The 16,134-nt window shown below is 73.0% G+C and carries 14 protein-coding genes and 2 pseudogenes; 4 read left to right on the forward strand and 12 right to left on the reverse strand.

Translation table 11 applies throughout. The features are described 5' to 3' along the window. Nucleotides 1–5: 5 nt before the first annotated feature. The 3 genes and pseudogenes from OP86_RS37540 to OP86_RS22515 form a co-directional block, all read right to left on the reverse strand. Nucleotides 6–104: pseudogene (locus OP86_RS37540) on the reverse strand (antibiotic biosynthesis monooxygenase); the annotation flags it as partial. A gap of 194 nt (nt 105–298) precedes the next feature. Next, nucleotides 299–587: pseudogene (locus tag OP86_RS33025) on the reverse strand (antibiotic biosynthesis monooxygenase family protein). A gap of 87 nt (nt 588–674) precedes the next feature. After that, nucleotides 675–1,085, reverse strand: a complete 411-nt coding sequence (locus OP86_RS22515; protein WP_030058640.1) for a cupin domain-containing protein — start codon at nt 1,083–1,085, stop codon at nt 675–677. 47 nt (nt 1,086–1,132) lie between these two features. Here OP86_RS22515 and OP86_RS22520 point away from each other — a divergent pair, with 47 nt between their 5' ends. Next, the gene (locus OP86_RS22520) at nt 1,133–1,624 is read left to right on the forward strand and encodes a MarR family winged helix-turn-helix transcriptional regulator (protein ID WP_030258414.1); all 492 of its coding nucleotides are present in this window, start codon (nt 1,133–1,135) and stop codon (nt 1,622–1,624) included. Nucleotides 1,625–1,713: 89 nt separating this feature from the next. Here OP86_RS22520 and OP86_RS22525 read toward each other — a convergent pair whose 3' ends face one another. Together OP86_RS22525 and OP86_RS22530 are read right to left on the reverse strand one after the other, a co-directional pair. After that, a complete protein-coding gene (locus tag OP86_RS22525) occupies nt 1,714–2,190 on the reverse strand; it encodes a CYTH domain-containing protein (RefSeq protein WP_030058642.1) in 477 nt (158 codons plus the stop codon). Between the two features lie 148 nt (nt 2,191–2,338). Then, nucleotides 2,339–4,501, reverse strand: coding sequence for an MFS transporter (locus OP86_RS22530; protein WP_078588952.1), 2,163 nt, complete (start codon nt 4,499–4,501; stop codon nt 2,339–2,341). A gap of 359 nt (nt 4,502–4,860) precedes the next feature. On the opposite strand from OP86_RS22530, the gene OP86_RS38855 reads away from it, so the two are divergent. Next, a complete protein-coding gene (locus tag OP86_RS38855; protein ID WP_030058647.1) occupies nt 4,861–6,048 on the forward strand; it encodes a peptidoglycan-binding domain-containing protein in 1,188 nt (395 codons plus the stop codon). Between the two features lie 79 nt (nt 6,049–6,127). Here OP86_RS38855 and OP86_RS22540 read toward each other — a convergent pair whose 3' ends face one another. The 4 genes from OP86_RS22540 to OP86_RS22555 form a co-directional block, all read right to left on the reverse strand. After that, entirely contained in the window at nt 6,128–6,715 is a 588-nt protein-coding gene (locus tag OP86_RS22540) for a TMEM165/GDT1 family protein (protein ID WP_030058648.1), read from the reverse strand. A gap of 231 nt (nt 6,716–6,946) precedes the next feature. Next, on the reverse strand, nt 6,947–7,741 hold the full coding sequence (locus OP86_RS22545) for an ABC transporter permease (protein ID WP_051830425.1): 795 nt from the start codon (nt 7,739–7,741) through the stop codon (nt 6,947–6,949). Beyond that, nucleotides 7,741–9,354, reverse strand: a complete 1,614-nt coding sequence (locus tag OP86_RS22550) for a dolichyl-phosphate-mannose--protein mannosyltransferase (protein WP_078588950.1) — start codon at nt 9,352–9,354, stop codon at nt 7,741–7,743. The genes OP86_RS22545 and OP86_RS22550 overlap by 1 nt, the downstream gene beginning before the upstream one ends. Nucleotides 9,355–9,554: 200 nt before the next feature. Further along, nucleotides 9,555–10,859, reverse strand: coding sequence for an MFS transporter (locus OP86_RS22555; RefSeq protein WP_234434984.1), 1,305 nt, complete (start codon nt 10,857–10,859; stop codon nt 9,555–9,557). Nucleotides 10,860–11,033: 174 nt separating this feature from the next. On the opposite strand from OP86_RS22555, the gene OP86_RS22560 reads away from it, so the two are divergent. Further along, nucleotides 11,034–11,615 (forward strand): MarR family winged helix-turn-helix transcriptional regulator, encoded by a 582-nt coding sequence (locus OP86_RS22560; RefSeq protein WP_030058654.1) that lies wholly within the window; start codon nt 11,034–11,036, stop codon nt 11,613–11,615. A 108-nt stretch (nt 11,616–11,723) separates the two neighbouring features. Here OP86_RS22560 and OP86_RS22565 read toward each other — a convergent pair whose 3' ends face one another. From OP86_RS22565 to OP86_RS22575, 3 genes are all read right to left on the reverse strand, one after another. Beyond that, complete coding sequence (locus OP86_RS22565; protein ID WP_078588947.1) at nt 11,724–13,529, reverse strand: glycosyl hydrolase family 18 protein; 1,806 nt, start codon at nt 13,527–13,529, stop codon at nt 11,724–11,726. Nucleotides 13,530–13,817: 288 nt separating this feature from the next. After that, nucleotides 13,818–14,453, reverse strand: a complete 636-nt coding sequence (locus tag OP86_RS36820) for an FxLYD domain-containing protein (protein ID WP_051834194.1) — start codon at nt 14,451–14,453, stop codon at nt 13,818–13,820. Between the two features lie 220 nt (nt 14,454–14,673). Further along, entirely contained in the window at nt 14,674–15,234 is a 561-nt protein-coding gene (locus tag OP86_RS22575) for a DoxX family protein (RefSeq protein ID WP_030058658.1), read from the reverse strand. 267 nt (nt 15,235–15,501) lie between these two features. Between OP86_RS22575 and OP86_RS22580 the strand changes: the two genes are divergently transcribed. Next, the gene (locus OP86_RS22580) at nt 15,502–16,134 is read left to right on the forward strand and encodes a MarC family protein (RefSeq protein ID WP_030258399.1); all 633 of its coding nucleotides are present in this window, start codon (nt 15,502–15,504) and stop codon (nt 16,132–16,134) included.

The following is a 16,134-nucleotide window of genomic DNA, read 5'->3' on the forward strand; positions in this document are numbered from 1 at the left end:
GAGCGTCAGGCCTTGGGGCCAGCCGACTGGACGACCTCGAAGGACCAGAGGGTGGAGCCGGAGGCGGCCGGGCGCTTGGGCGCCTCGCCCTCGCCGCCGGCACCCTCATCCGCCTCCCCCTCACACCCCCACCCCCGCCCCTCCACCTCCGCCTCGTCTGGCGCGCCGACCGCGAAACCGTCCCCGGCCTCCGCGAAGTCCTCTACGCCGCCTCCGCCTGAGCCACCGGCCGCCCCCGGACAGCCGCGTGCCCCGGGGTCCGGTGGGAACCCCGGGGCACGCAACCGCCGTACGAGCGTCAGGCCTTGGGGCCAGCCGACTGGACGACCTCGAAGGACCAGAGGGTGGAGCCGGAGGCGGCCGGGCGCTTGGGCGCCTCGCCCTCGCCGCCGGGCCTTGAAGTCCTCCTCGCTGCGCCAGCGGGTGTAGACCAGGTACTGGTCGGTGCCCTCGACGGGGCGGAGGAGTTCGAACCACTCGAAGCCGTCCGAGTTCTCCACCGCGCCGGCGCGGGAGGCGAAGCGCTGCTCCAGCACCTCGCGCTGTTCGGCCGGGACCGTCAGTACGTTGATCTTGACGACGGACATGCCGCTCCTTATCGGTTCGCCGGGGCCCGGGTGCGGGCCGTCGGCCGGGTCATTGCGAGCAGTGTCCTACACCTCACGCCGGGCGGTTCAGGCGATCCACGGCGGGAGGACGCGCTGGTCGTCGCGGGGGGCGAGGGCGCAGGCGTCTTCGGGGGTGCGGGCGTCGGGGTTGTAGGCGTGAGAGGGGGAGGTGGAGGCGACGACGGCGGTGAAGCCTTCGGTGGTGGCGATGCGGCGGGCGGTGTCGGCGGGGAGGACGAGGGTGTCGCCGGCGGAGAGGGTGAGGGTGTCGCCGCCATGGGCGACGGTGGCGGAGCCGGTGAGGAGGGTCCAGATCTGTTCGGTGTCCATGGCGTGCAGCGGGCCTTGGGCGTGCGGCCGCATCTCGACCTGCCACATCGCCAGGGCGATGGAGCCCTGGGTGGGCGAGCCCAGGGTGGTCATGGTGGCGTTCGGGGTCTCGGTGCGGCGGGCGTCGGATCGGTGGATCACGGGCATGGCGAAGGAACCCCCTAAGATGGACAATGAAGTTGTCTATATGGTCAATGAGGTTGTCTATCGTGTCAAGTGAACCGACCCCGCCGGGCTTCGAGCTGCCGCTGCGACTGCTGCTCGCCTTCCGGACGATCATCGACGAGCTGCACGAGCGCATCGCCCGCGAAGGACACCCGGACCTGCGCCCGATGCACGGCTTCGTCTTCCAGGCGATCGGGCCGCACGGCACCACCGCCGTCGAACTCGGCCGCCGGCTCGGCGTCTCCAAGCAGGCCGCGGGCAAGACCGTCGAGGGCCTGGAGCAGCTCGGCTACGTCGAGCGCGGCAGCGACCCGGCCGACGCCCGCCGCAAGGTGGTCCGGCTCACCGACCGGGGCGTGGACTGCCTGGTCCGCTCGGCACGGATCTTCGACGAGCTGCGCGCCGAGTGGTCGGCGACCCTCGGCGAGGAGCAGCTGCGCCAGGTGGAGGACGGGCTGCGCCGGCTCGCCCCCGGCGACCCGTTCCGCCTCGACACGCCCCGCTGGTTCGGCGCGCCCTGAGGCCGGGGCCGGGGCGGGGCCGGGGCCGGGGCCGGGGCGCACCCAGAGGCCGGAGCCGGGGCCGCGGGCGCACAACTACCGTGCAGGCATCAGGACTCGGGGAGCCCTCGGACCGCGAGGCGCTGGTTCTTGTACGCCTTGACGCCGGTGATCTCGGCGCCGAACCAGTCCGGCGGGGTGAAGGCCTCCGCCTCCGCCACCGAGCCGAACTCCACCTCGGCGGTGAGCAGTCCGGCCAACTCGCCCCGGTAGACGTCGACTTCGACGGTGACACCGGCCGAATCGAAGGTGTACCGGTCCTTGACCAGCCGGGCCCCGGCCGTGGCCGGCCAGAGCTCCTCGAACTCCCGCTCCCCGAGCTCGCGTTCCACCTCGACGCGGACGGGCGCGGCCCCGGCCGTGGCCCGCTTGACGCCGAGGACGCAGCTGCCGCCGATCCGCCGCAGCCGGACTTCCGTCCCGTCGTCCTTGATCGCGATGTAGCCCTGCTCGATCCGTCGGCGCACCGCCGTCTCCGGTGGCACGAAGGCGGTCAGCAGGAACTTGCGCTCGATTTCGAGCGGCATACCGCACCCTCCCGTCCTGGTCCGGCCGGATCCCTCAAGTCCGGCGACAACGTCGACGCCGCCACGGCCGACCGCGCCCCCGACCGCGCCCCCGACGCCATGGCGACGATACGCCAACGCGCCTCACCGGCAAGCCCCTTGGCGGTGATCAGAACGATCTCCCCTCGCCCCGGTAGGGCGCCTGCGGCCCGACCGGGTCGGGCCGGTCCCTCCGGTCGGCGCACAGGGCGGAGCTGAGTCTGGTGAGCAGTTCGGCGAGATCGGCGTACTGCTTCTCGTCCCAGTCCCCCAGCAGGTCGGCGAGTTGGGTGCGCCGGGCGGCGACCAGCCGGAGCGCCGTCTGCTCCCCCGGTTCGGTGAGCCGCAGCGGCAGCCCGCCGGTCCGCGCGGCCAGCCCCCGGCCCTCCAGCTCCCGGACGGCCTCCTCGATGACGCCGATCGGGACGATCCGCCGCTCGGCCAGCTCGGCCGGCTCGACCGAGCCGTGCTGGTGCATCTGCAGGAGCAGCCAGCTGGAGGCGGGCAGCAGGTCGAGGCCGGCGGTGGCGGTGATCCGCCGGAAGAGGTCGCGCCGGGCCTCGCGGGTGGTCAGCACCGAGAGCGCGCGGGCGATCTCGTCCAGGGAGGTGCGTTCCACCGGGTTGAGTCCGATGGACTCGCTCAGGTCCGGTGCGGTCACGGTGGAGCGCAGCTTCTGCTCGCGCAGGAAGAGCGACAGGACGAAGGCGACCGCCGCGACGGGCACCGCGTAGAGGAAGACGCGGGTGATCGACTCGGCGTACGCGTGGTAGACCCCCGCCTGGACGGCGGCCGGCAGTCGGGGGATGACCCTCGGGTCGGTGGTGACGGCCTCCGGCCGGAACCCGGGTGGCAGCGGCACCCCGGCCAGGGCGTCGGCGAGGCGGTCCCGCAGGCCGCTCGCGAAGATCGTCCCGAAGATGGAGACGCCGAAGGAGGCCCCGATGGAGCGGAAGAAGGTCGCGCCGGCGGTGGCCACGCCGAGGTCCTCGTAGCCGACCGAGTTCTGCACGATCAGCACCAGTACCTGCATCACCAGGCCCAGCCCGAGGCCGAAGACCAGGAAGTAGCCGCTCATCTCGGCGGTGCTGCTGTGCTCGTCCAGCCGGGAGAGGAGCAGCAGTCCGACGGTCGTCACCGCCGTGCCGGCGATCGGGAAGACGCGGTAGTGGCCGGTGCGGGCGACGATCTGGCCGGAGCCGATCGAGGTGAGCAGCATGCCGAGCACCATCGGCAGCATGTGGATGCCCGACATGGTCGGCGAGACCTGCATGACGACCTGGAGGAAGGTCGGCAGGTAGGTGAGTGCGCCGAACATCGCGAAGCCGATCACGAAGGAGATCACCGCGACCAGGCTGAAGGTCTGCGAGCGGAACAGCCGCAGCGGCAGGACGGGCTCCGGCGCGGTCCGTTCGACCAGGGCGAAGGCGAGCAGCAGCACCAGCCCGAGCACGCCGAGGCCGACGATCTGCCAGGAGCTCCAGGCCCAGGTGGTGCCGCCGAGCGAGGTCATCAGGACCAGGCAGGTGGCGACGGCCGCGATCAGGACGGTGCCGAGGTAGTCGATCCGGTGCTCGCGCCGCACTTCCAGCCCGTGCAGCACCGCCGCGATCACCAGCAGGGCGACGACGCCGATCGGCAGGTTGACGTAGAAGACCCACCGCCAGCTGAGGTGGTCGACGAACAGCCCGCCGAGCAGCGGCCCGAGCACGCTGGTGACGCCGAACACGGCGCCGAACAGGCCCTGGTACCGGCCGCGGTCCCGGGGCGGGACGAGGTCGCCGACGATCGCCTGGGAGAGCACCATCAGCCCGCCGCCGCCCAGGCCCTGCAGCGCCCGGAAGGCGATCAACTCGCCCATGTTCTGGGCGATTCCGCACAGCACCGAGCCGAGCAGGAAGATCACGATGGAGGCCTGGAAGAAGCGCTTCCGGCCGTACATGTCGCCGAGCTTGCCCCAGAGCGGCGTCGCGGCCGTGGCGGCCAGGATGTAGGCGGTGACCACCCAGGAGAGGTGGTCGAGGCCGCCGAGGTCGCTGACGATGGTGGGCAGCGCGGTGGAGACGATGGTCTGGTCGAGGGCGGCGAGCAGCATCGCCAGCAGCAGGGCGCCGATCGGCACCCACAGGTTGGGGACGGCTGCGGCGGGCGGACCGGGCTCGCCCGCCGGGCTCCGGTCGGACGCCGGGCTCCGGTCGGACGCCGGGCTCCGGTCGGACGCCGGGCTCCGGTCGGACGCCGGGCTCCGGTCGGACGCCGGGCTCGGGTCGGACGAGGCGAGCGGATCCGTCATGGCGTCTCCAGCGGATCTCGGGTGGCCAAGGCGTCTCCGTAGGGTCGCGGCCCCGGCTCGCGGGTCCGTGCGGATGATCACTCCCAGCTCACCATGCTGGCAGATTCGCCCCGATTTGTTCCGCCGGGTTGAGCCGAACGTAAGCACGGGGGACGTCAGGGGCGTCCGGACCGTTCTCGGAGGGGCCAACCGGCACCAACCGGCACAACACCCCCGCCCGGGGCCGGACGCCCCTGTCCACCCTCCGGGCCGTCCTGCATAATCAGGCGCGATCGTGCGCCCGGGCCCCGCCCCGGAGCCACCGAGACCGCCCGCGAGATCACCCGCGGCACCGACGCGAAACCGAGGAGGACCGGCCGATGCCGGACCAGCACTGCCCGACGTGCGGCACCGCACGCTCAACCGGGTGCGGCTGCGTCCCGGACCCGAGCCTCACCGAGACCGCCGTCCTCCCCCACGTCGAGGGCCCGCCGCTGGTCCGGCCGTACGTCCCGCAGACCGCCGACCAACTGGCCGAGGAGCCGCCGGCGGACGCCCCGGTCGTGGACCCGTTCGCGACCACCGTGCTGCCGCCGGTCGCCCCGGGGCAGCCGGGCGCACCCGCGGGGCCGGTCGCTCCCCCGCTCGGACCGGACGCGGACGCGTACGCCACCACCGTGCTGCCGCCCGTCCCGATGGGTCGGGCCCCGCTCGGGCCGGACGCCGACGCCTACGCGACCACCGTGCTGCCGCCGGTGCCGCCCTCCGGACCGGGCGCGTACGAGGCCGCGCCGCCGCAGTCCCCCACCGGGCAGGGGCCCGGGTACGGGCAGGGGCCCGGACACGGACACGGGCAGGGCCCCGGGCGCGGGCCCGGCGACGAGATCGGCCTCTTCCCCTTCGACAACGCCCCGTCCGAGCCCGAGCCGGAGGCCGGCGGCCGGGCCGCGCGCCGGGCGGCCGAGCAGGCCGCGAAGAACCCGCTCGCCCAGCGCAAGGGGCTGCTCGCGGGGGTCGGCGCCGCGCTGGTGGCGCTCACCATCGGCGTCGCGTACGCGGTGACGCCCTCCGCCGAGCCGGACGCCAAGCAGGCGCAGCCGCTGCCGACCACCCTGGCACCCGCACCGGTGGACCCGACCCCGTCCGCGCCCGCCCCGACCACGGCGGCCCCGACCAGCGAGGCGCCGAGCCCGACCGCGACGCCCACCCGCAAGCCGACCCCGACGAAGACCGCCACGCCGACGCCCACCGCCACCGCGACGCCGACGCCCACCCCGACACCAACGCCCACGCCGACCCCCACCCCGACACCAACGCCCACCCCGACCCAGGCGCCCACCCCGCGCCTGCTGCAGCTCGGGATGAACGGCCCGGACGTCAAGGACCTGCAGCAGCGCCTGTACGTCGCCGAATGCGGATTCGTCGACAAGTCGATCGTCACCGGCACCTTCGACTCCTGGACCCGGTCGGTGCTCAGCAGCTACCAGAAGGAGAACCGGATCAAGGGCGAGGACGGCGTCTACGGCCCCAAGACCCAGGCCGTCCTCACCGCCGACCCGGGCTGCTGACCCCGGCCCCGCCCGTCGGCCGTCAACCGGTGGTCGGTGGTCGGTCCGCGGCCGTCGGCCGGTGAACGGTCCGCGGCCGTCAGCCGGTGATCGCCCCAAAGATGCTGACGCCCGCCAGCACCACCATGATCGCCGCCGCCACCCGGATGATCAGCTTCATCGGCACGTACTTGAGCAGCTTCTGCCCGCCCACGATGGCGACCCCGCCGACCGCGCAGAGCGCCAGCCAGGAGCCGATGCCGACGGCCAGCGGATCGGCGTACTTGGCGGCCAGGTTGGCGGTCATGATCTGGGTCAGGTCGCCGAACTCGGCGATCGCGACGACCACGAAGCTGGCCCCGGCCACCTTCCAGAAGCTGTTCGAGGACGGCTCCTTGGCCGCGTGCTCGTCCTCGTCCCCGCCGCCGTGGAACAGCAGCATGGCCGCGCCGGCCAGGAAGAGCGCGCCGGTGACGCCCTCCACCCACCGGTGCGGGAGCAGCGAGAGCAGGTGCCCGGCGACCAGCGCGATGCCCACCTGGAGGGCGAAGGCGGCGGCGATGCCCGCGAAGACGTAGCTCGCCCGGTACTTGGTGCCGAGCACCAGGCTGGCCAGCGCGGTCTTGTCCGGCAGTTCGGCCAGGAAGATGATGCCGAAGGTCAACGCGGCAACGGTGAAACTCATCAGGAAGGTTCCTCGGTCGGGCTGCCCGGCCTCCGCAGCTCCGCCAGGGGACGCTTCGGCCCGACAGCACTGGTCATGGTCACAGCACTGCGGCCGAAGGTCTCGCCGGCAACGCTCTTCGAGCGGTGCCCCGGGCGCCGGGCCCCTGGGGGCCAGTATGTCGACGGTCCGGTGGAGGGCTACTCCCCTTCAACGACCCCAAGGGTACCCGACACTACCGAATACCCCCGAGCCTCAGCCCTCGCCCGGTGCCCCCGCCGCCACCCGGCCCCGGCCGACCAGTTCCAGCACCACCACGATCGCCACCGACTCCACCGCCAGCAGCCCGACCAGCACGAACAACTGCACCGCCCCCGCCTGGACGGGCGAGGCCCCGCCGAGCAGCATTCCGACGAAGGCCCCGGGCAGGGTGACCAGACCGACCGTCCGGGTCTGGTCCAGCGCCGGGACCAGCGAGGTCGCCGCGGCCGTACGGCAGATCTCCAGCCGCGCGTCCCGCTCCTCGAAGCCGAGCGCCAGCGCCGCCTCCACCTCGCCGCGCCGCTGCCGCAGCTCGTCCAGGGCGCGCCGCCCGGCCAGCGAGGTCGCGGAGAGCGCGCCGCCGATCAGGATGCCCGCGACCGGGATGACGGACAGCCCCTGGAGCGGCAGCAGTCCGACGCCCAGCAGCAGGGCCAGCACCGGCAGCACCCCGGCCCCGATCGGGGCGGCCGCCCAGACCCAGCCGGGCCCTGGGGTCATCCGCCGCCCGGCGGTGCGCACCGCGACCGTGAACATCAGCAGGACGAACAGCGCCGACCACCAGAGCGAGCCGACCACCCAGGTGATCACCGCGGCGACGCCGGCCAGCTGCACCACCGCCCGCAGCCCGGCCCGCAGCACCGCGTGCCCGTGGCCGAGCAGGCCCCGCCCGGCGACGGCGACGGCGGCCACCAGCAGCACGGCGGTGACCACCCCGAGCACCGGGGTGACGGGCAGCAGCTGGCCGCCGGAGGCCGCAAGGGCCTGTCGGACAGGCCCCGAGGCCATCAGATCCAGCTGGTGAACCACATCCGGTCCTGCCAGGACGACGTCGGGATCACCTCCGCCGTGTAGAGCGGATAGAAGAAGGCGAAGCAGCCGACGATCGCGAGCACGACGGCCCCGGCCCCGATCGCGCCGATCCGGCGGCGCCGGGGGCTGCAGCCGGGCGGGCCGAGCACCGCGCCCAGCATCTGGGCGACGGCCAGGCACAGGAACGGCACCAGCACGACCATGTAGAAGGAGAAGATCGTCCGTTCCTGGTAGCGGAACCAGGGCAGGTAGATCCCGGCCACCGCGCAGAGCACCGCGCCCGAGCGCCAGTCCCGCCGGAAGAACCAGCGCCACAGCAGGTAGACCAGCGCGAAGCAGGCCGCCCACCACAGGAACGGGGTGCCCAGGCCCAGGATCTGCGCCGAGCAGCCGCCGGAGGAGGTGCAGCCGCGCGTGCCGTCGGGGACCTGCTCCCAGTACATGGAGACCGGGCGGCCGTCGACCAGCCAGGCGAAGGGGTTGGACTGGTAGGTGTGCGGGGTGCTCAGGCCGGTGTTGAAGTCGTACATCTGCGAGTGGTAGTGCCACAGGCTGCGCAGTGGCGCGGGCACCCAGCTCATCGACACCTGCGGCAGCGGGATGCCGAGGACGCTGTCCGGGGAGAGCCCGGCGCGGCCGTCAGCCCAGTGCCGGTCGTACCCGCCCTCGCCGGCCCCGCCGCTGGCCAGCCAGCCGCCCCAGGCGCCGACGTACACCACCAGAGCGGAGCCGGCCATGGCGAGGAAGGCGGGCACGGCGTCCCGGCGCAGCATGGAGCGCCAGGGGTGGCGGGCACCGGCCGCGCGGCGGCCGGACTGGTCCCACAGGACGGTCAGGATGCCGAGGGCGGCGAGGATCGGGGCGCCGTTCCACTTGACCGCGCAGGCGGCGCCGAGGAACACCCCGGCGGCGATCCGCCAGGGGCGCGCGCCGAGCCGCACCCGGTCGCCGTCCGCTGCTCGCGCCAGCCGGGCGCGGGCGTGGTCGCGGTCGATCAGCAGGCTGCCGAAGGCGGCGAGCACGAAGAACATCTGGATGCCGTCGAGCAGGCCGATCCGGCTCATCACCAGCTGCAGGCCGTCCACCGACATCAGCAGCGCGGCGGTGCAGCCGACCAGGGTGGAGCCGAAGAGCCGGCGGCCGATCCGGGCCAGCATCAGCACGGTGACGGTGCCGAGCAGGGCGGTCATGAACCGCCAGCCGAAGGGGTGCATGCCGAACAGCTGCTCGCCGATCGCCATCACCCACTTGCCGAGCGGCGGGTGCGCGATGAACTCGGGCGCGGAGCCGAGCGGGATGGACTGCGGGACGGCCAGGATGTCGGCGTTGGCGTGGTCGGGCCAGCTGCCCTCGTAGCCCTGCCGGAGCAGCGACCAGGCGTCCTTGGGGTAGTACGTCTCGTCGAAGACGAAGGCGTTGGGGTAGCCGAGGTTCCAGAACCGCAGCAGGCCGGCGAAGAGCGCCACGCCGATCGGCCCGAGCCAGCCGGAGCGGTCGGCCGCCCAGCGGACCACGCCCCCGAGCGGGGCCGGTGCGGGGGCGGCGGGGGCCGGAGCCGCCGGGGGGTGCGTGAGCGCCGCTTGCGTCATGTGCCTCGCCGATTCGCCTGTCTGCTCTGCCCGGGCCCGGCGTTGCGGCCGGATCCGGGCGGTCAACAGGCACTGACACTATGTGGCGGTGCTCGCGAAGCCAAGCGCGACGGGCGCCGACCAGGTGACCTGGTCGGCGCCCGTTCCGAACGCTCGTACGTGCCCTTCCGCGACGTGCCCTTCCGCCATCCGGCGGTCCGCTACGCGGCGGTCTGCAGCTCGCGGACCGGGACGGTGTGGACCACGGCCGGCGCGGCGTTGTCCTGCTCCGGCGTGAGGTGCCGGCGCAGCCGCAGCGCCAGGGTGACGATCAGCAGCGTCGAGCCCGCCATCGCCGCCAGGTAGAGCGGCCAGGTGCCGGAGCCGACCAGCAGCACGCCGACGGCCGGGCCGACCGCGATCGCGATCTGCTTCACCAGGGCGTACCCGGCGTTGTAGGTGCCGAGCAGCCGGGCCGGGGCGAGGTCGGCCACCATCGGGCCCATGGTGGGCGCGAGCAGTGACTCGCCGACGCCGAAGAGGGCGTAGATCGAGACGATGGCGACCGTGGCGGCCATGGTCTCGGTCCGGATCAGGCCGGCCACCAGGGCCATCGCCCAGGCGCCGAGCCAGACCACGCCGGCCGCGGCCATCGCGGTGGTGCGGCGGCGGCGCGCGGTGATCCGCACCATGAACATCTGCAGGACCACGATGGTGAGCGCGTTGGCGCCGATCGCGAAGCCCAGGGTGGAGGGCGCGGTGCCGACGGTGTCGGTGGCGAAGGCCGCGACGCCGGACTCGAACTGGCCGTAGCAGGTGAAGAAGATCAGCCCGGCGAGCAGGCAGAGCCGCAGCATCGCCTTGTCGGCGACCAGCGCGCGCAGGCCGGTCGGGCCGTCGCTCTTCCCGTGGACGGCGGTCAGCACGATCTTGGGCATCCGGGCGGTGCCGGTGACCAGGGCCAGGCCGAGGAAGGTCGCCGCCTCGATGGTGAACAGCCTGGTCAGGCTGGCCGGGTCGGAGACGTTCACGATCTGCCCGCCGACCAGCGCGCCGATGCCCATGCCCAGGTTGACCAGGGTGAACTGCAGCGCGAAGGCGTGCGCGCGGGTCGCCGCCGTCGAGCAGCGGACGATCATCGTGGCGAGCGCCGGCTGGCAGGTGGTGACACCCGCGCCGAACAGGAAGGAGGAGACCAGCAGGGCCGGGGTGCCGGTGGCGTGGCCGAAGGCGAACGCGCCGGTGGCGGCGAGCGCCGTACCGGCCAGCAGCACCGGGCGGGGACCGTACTTGTCGATGCCGCGCCCGGTGAACGGGAGGACGGCGAGGGCCGCCAGCGCGAAGACGGTGAACACCATCCCGGCCGCCAGCGAACCCAGCCCGCGCACCTGGTCCACGTACACGAACATGTACGGCATCGTGAACCCGCTGCCGAACGCACTGAGCGCGTTGCCGATCTGGACGCGGCGCAGCGGGCCGCCCGCCCCGCGTCGCTGCTGCCTCTGCTGCTTCACCGTGCCGGTCACCGTGCACATCCCTTCCTGGTTTCGACTGGACAGTCTTCAGCCTCACACTCTTGAGGCCGACACTCTTAAGTCCAGAAGATTTCAGAGCTAAAGTTTGACGAGATAAAGTCTTAGCACCGGAAGAGTGCGGAGTCAAAGGCTTAAGGGGTGCACGCTCGTGCGACACTGGTCCGCATGACTACGGACAAGCCGGCGCCGGCTGCCGACAGGCCCGCCCCGGCCACCCCCCTGGAGTTCGGCATCGCCGAGCAGGTGGCCCTCTACCAGCGGGAGTTCCCCACCGTGGACCCCCAGGTGGAGACCATCGTGCAGACCCTCAACCGGGTCTCCCGGCGGATGGGCGTGGCGTACGACCGCCAGCTGACTGTGCTCGGAATCACCTCCGCCGAGTGGGAGGTGCTCAAGGCCCTGGTGGTCTCCGGCAGCCCGTACCGGCTGGGGCCGGGCGAGCTGGCCAAGCGGCTCGGGCTCACCCCGGCGGCGATGACGCACCGGATCGACCGGATGGTGGCCGACGGCCTGGTCACCCGGGATCGGGACGAGTCCAACCGAGTGCGGGTGATCATCGAGCTGACCGAGACCGGCCGCGACAAGTGGCTCGAATCGATGCGGATGGCGGCGGTCTTCGAGGAGGGCCTGCTCCAGGACATCACGGGCGAGGAGCGCGCCGCGCTCTCCGGCCTGCTGGCCCGGATGCTGCGGCGGATCGAGGAGAGCCGGCCGGACGCGCCCGGCCGCACCGCCGACCAGGGCTAGCGGGCCGGGGAACGGACGAGTCCGGCCCGCCGGGGTGCTCCCCCGGCGGGCCGGACTCATGACTTCGGGTGCTGCGGGGGTCCGTCGGGCCCCCGGTGGTTCAGGCCGTCAGCAGGGACCGTTGTCGGCCCAGACGCCCCACTGGCCGCTCAGGCTCGGGTCCTCGCCCTTGGTCCACCACTTGTTGGTGTAGTAGTGGCCCTTCCACGAGACCTTGGTGCCGCCGGCCGCGTAGGTGGCGTTCGGGTCCCAGCTCGGGGCGGCCGAGCAGGTGGCCGGCGTGGTCGGGGTGCCGGTCGGGGTGCCCGTCGGAGTACCGGTCGGCGTACCGGTGGGGGTGCCGGTCGGCGTCTGGGTCGGGGTCGGAGTGCCGGTCGGCGGGGCCGGGCAGCCGGCGGCGGAGCCGTTGGTGGCGTTCACCATCGTGTCGAACAGGGCGGTCCTGGTCCCCAGGTCGTACAGCGAGAAGGCGAAGGAGCCGCCGAGGCCGTTGCAGTGCGCGTAGTCGAGCTTGGCCTGGATCGACTTGGCGTCCTCACCGCTCCAGAAGGTGTTGCCGTCGTAGAAGTACGTGGCCTTGGCGGCGTCGTCCCAGAAGGTCTTGGACGGGTTGTCGACGAAGCCCGCGAGCTCCTTGTACATCTGGATGCCGGGGACGTTGCCGGACATCGCCGCACCGGCCGCCGGGCTGGCGGCGGGCTGGAAGAGGCCGTGCTGGCCGTTGTCCTTCACGCCGGTCCAGCCGCGGTAGTAGAACGGCACACCCATGTTGATCTTGTTGGCCGGGAAGCCGCCGGGGATGCCGTACTGCGCGTCGCCGACCGTCCACGCCTTGACGGCGTTGTCGATCGAGTACTTGCCGTTGCCCGGCTTGGCCGGGGTCGACGGGTCGTTCGGGCCGGAGTAGAGCGGGGCCTGGTGGTTGGTCGGGCCCTGCGCGTCCCAGCCGCCGTGCATGTCGTAGGTCATGACGTCGAGGAAGGTCAGGTACTGACCGATCCTGTCGGTCTCGACGTTCATGATCTTGTCCTGGCCGGCGCCGACCGCCGCCGACAGGGCGTAGGTCTTGTTGTCGGCCTTGCCCTGCGCGTCCAGCTGGGTGCGGAACTCCTTGAGCAGCGCCGTGAAGTTCTGCTTGTCGGCCGGGCTGGAGAGGTTGCCGGTGTGGCCGCCGCCGCCCGGGTACTCCCAGTCGATGTCGATGCCGTCGAAGACGCCGGCCCCCGAGCCGGGGCCGCCGAAGCCGGCGTCGGACGGGAGGTTGCCCTTGATGAACATGTCGAGGCAGGACGAGACCAGGTGCTTGCGCGAGGCGTCCGTGGCGGCCGCCGCCGAGAAGTACTTGGAGTAGGTCCAACCGCCCAGCGAGAGCAGGACCTTGAGGTTCGGGTTCTTCGCCTTCAGCTTCCTCAGCTGGTTGAAGTTGCCCGCGATCGGCTGGTTCCAGACGTCGCCGACGCCGTCGACCGAGATGTCCGTGCCGAAGCTCTTCTGGTAGTCGGCGAACGCGTCGCCCGCGCCGTCACCGGCGTTGGGGTTGTTGTCGTTGGTGTCGGCGGCCTTGGTGGCCTCGAAACAGCCCAGGTCGGTCGGGTGGATGTTGGCGAAGTCGTAGATCAGGTAGTCCAGCTTCCCGGCCACGCCGGTGTCCTGGATCGTCTTGGGGTAGTACGCGTTCGCGTAGACCGACCACTGGTCGAAGTAGGCGACCTTGATGCCGCCGCTGGTGGCGGGCGCGCCGGTGCTGTTGGTGGTCGCGGCGTCGGCCGCGCCGCCGCCGGACAGCGCGAGGCCCGCGCCGAGCAGCAGGGAGGCGGTGGTGCCGGCCGCGACGGCGGCCAGGCTCTTGGGGCGGCGTCGACGGCCGCCCTGCGGAGCCGGGGTCCCGGCCCTTTCAATGCGTGAGCGCAGCATGGGTGCGTGACTCCTGGTTGTGGGGGTTCCCGTCGGGCCCGGGGGGGTGCGTCCGGGGTGGGGCCGGACGACCGGGACATGACAGGAAAGGGTGGGGAATCGAGCGGGATCAGGCCATGACGGACACCGGGATGCGCCGAACCGGCGCCCGCGGCACGAGACCGTTGACGCCGGTTCAGGGGCTCCCTGCACCTGGGCAATAAAAATGGACTAGACCAACTCACCCGTCAAGGGGTCCTGTTGGGCCTTGAGCCCCGCTTAAGGTTCCGCCCCACGCTGAGCTGCGCCTCAGTAGCGGACCGCGTTGGCCACGTCGGCCTTGACCGTGCCGGAGAGGCCCCGGTTGCTCTGCGCGGTGGCCTGGGCGCTCTGCCCGACGGCCACGTCCTGGACGGTCACCGCGGTCGCGTCGAGCACCTTCCCGGACTCGTCGGTGAAGTTCAGCTGGATCACGTACCGGTACGACTGCTGACCGTGGTTGGTGACGGTCAACTGCACCTGCGCCTTGCCGTCCGCGCCGCTGGTCACCGGCCCGGCGGTGACGTCCCCCTTGGCGTCCAGCCCGCCCTTGATCCCGGCGACGGCCGAGGAGGCCGCCGACACCGCCGCCGAGGCCTGCGCCTCCACCGAGGCGATCGCCGACCCCGCCCCGCCCACCACCGAGGCCAGCGCCGAGGCGGCGGAGGCGGCGGCGCTCGCGCCCTTCTCCACCGCGGACGCCGCCTCGGAGGCCACACTGCTCGCGCTCTTGCCCGAGGAACAGCCCGCCAGCGCCGCCGCACCCACCACCGCACCGACCACCGCCGCGATCAACACCGCTGCCACCGGCCGCCGCTGACGGCGCAGCGGCGGCACGTCCAGGTCCTGCACGGTGACTCTCGACGGGGTCCGGGGGGTGGCCCGGGTGAGCGGCTGGCGGTCCATGCGGTCCCTCGATTCCGGTCGGCGCCGGGCTGCCCGGCACGCCTCCCCGCCCACCCTCCGAGGGCCCGGGGGCGGCCGCCAGCAGGGCTGCTGCCTCCGGGTGAACGGGCCCCGGGGCCCTCGGGACGGCCCGCGGATCAGCCCTCGGGACGGCGCCGGGCCCCTCGGCCCACGGACGCCTCAGCCCACGGACCCCCGGGGCCCCTCGGCGCCGGCCCGCTCAGGACAGCCCCGATCCCTCCTGTTCGTCCGCCTCCACCGCGGCCCGCTCCTCGCGCAGCCGCATCAGTTGCCAGCGCCGCGCCACCACGCCGTACGCCGCGGCCGCGCTCCCCAGGAAGGACAGCAGGCCGACCCACTGCCGGTCGAAGACGTGGCCGGTCAGGTGGTCCAGCGAGTACCGCCCGGGGCCGGCCAGGCCGATCGCCAGCCCGGTCGCGCCGAGGAAGGCCGGGTACTCGTAGCCGCCGGACATGGCGAAGAACCCGGCCGGGGCGTGCACCGACACCGCGCCCGCCATCGTCCCGGCCACCACCGCCCCGGCCGCGGGCGTGGCCAGCCCGGCCACCAGCAACGCGCCGCCGCCCGCCTCGCCGAGGCCGGCCGCGATCGCGCTCTGCCGGGCCGGGTGGAAGCCCATGTGGTCCATCGCCTGGGTGGTGGCCTCCAGGCCGCCGCCCCCGAACCAGCCGAACAGCTTCTGGGCGCCGTGCGCGATCAGCACCCCGCCGACCGCGCTGCGCAGGGCCAACAGGCCCAGGTCCTTACGGTTCAGGCACATGTCGCATCCTCGTTTCCGCGGCGGAGCGGTCCCTGCCTCGGTGGCAGTCCTGTCTCCGGCAGCCCTGTCTCGATGGCAGTCCTGTCTCCATGGCAACCGACAGCGCGCACCCGTTCGAGCCGGGGCCGCCATCCGGGCGAATTCGCCGCCGGTCGGGAATGAACCGCCGAACGGGGTCGGCACGGGTGCCGGGGAGATCCACGCCACGCCCGGCCGCGGGCCGTGTGGCGGACCGGCCGCCCCGGGCGCCGCGGTCATGCTTGGCCCATGTTCGTCTTCAACCTGAGCAGCGCCTTCATCACCTTCTTCGCCGTGGTCGGCCCGCCGAAGACCCTGCTGGCCTTCGCCCGGCTGGCCCCCAGCCGCAGCACCCGGGAGCTGCGGCGGCTGGCGGCGTGGAGCACGGTCATCTCGGCGGTGATCGGCCTGGTGCTCGGCTTCACGGCGGACGAGGTCAGCACGCTCTTCCACATCAGCGACCAGTCGCTGCAGCTCGCGGGCGGGCTGATCTTCTTCGTCTACGCGGTCGCGCTGGTCTTCGGCGTCCACCTCGGGGGCGCGGACGAGGACGACGAGCACCTGCCGAACCCGCTGGTCGACGGCATCCGCGAGCTGCTGCTGCCGTACATCGCCAGCCCGCTGGCGGTGACGGCCGTCCTGGTCGCCTCGCTCAACGAGGACGACTGGGGCTGGAAGGCCACCGTCGCCGGGGCGTACGTGTCCGTCACGGTGATCAACTACGTCTGCGTGGCCCTGCTCGCGCCGCTCATGCAGCGCACCCACCGCACGTCGCTGGAGGTGCTGTCCCGGCTGCTCGGGCTGCTGCTGGCGGCGGTCGGCGTGGAGCTGTTCCTGTCCGGCCTGGCCGGGCTCGGGGTGCACCTGCCCGAGGCGCACTGA

This window comes from Streptomyces novaecaesareae (assembly GCF_000716875.1).
GTDB classification, from domain to species: domain Bacteria; phylum Actinomycetota; class Actinomycetes; order Streptomycetales; family Streptomycetaceae; genus Kitasatospora; species Kitasatospora novaecaesareae.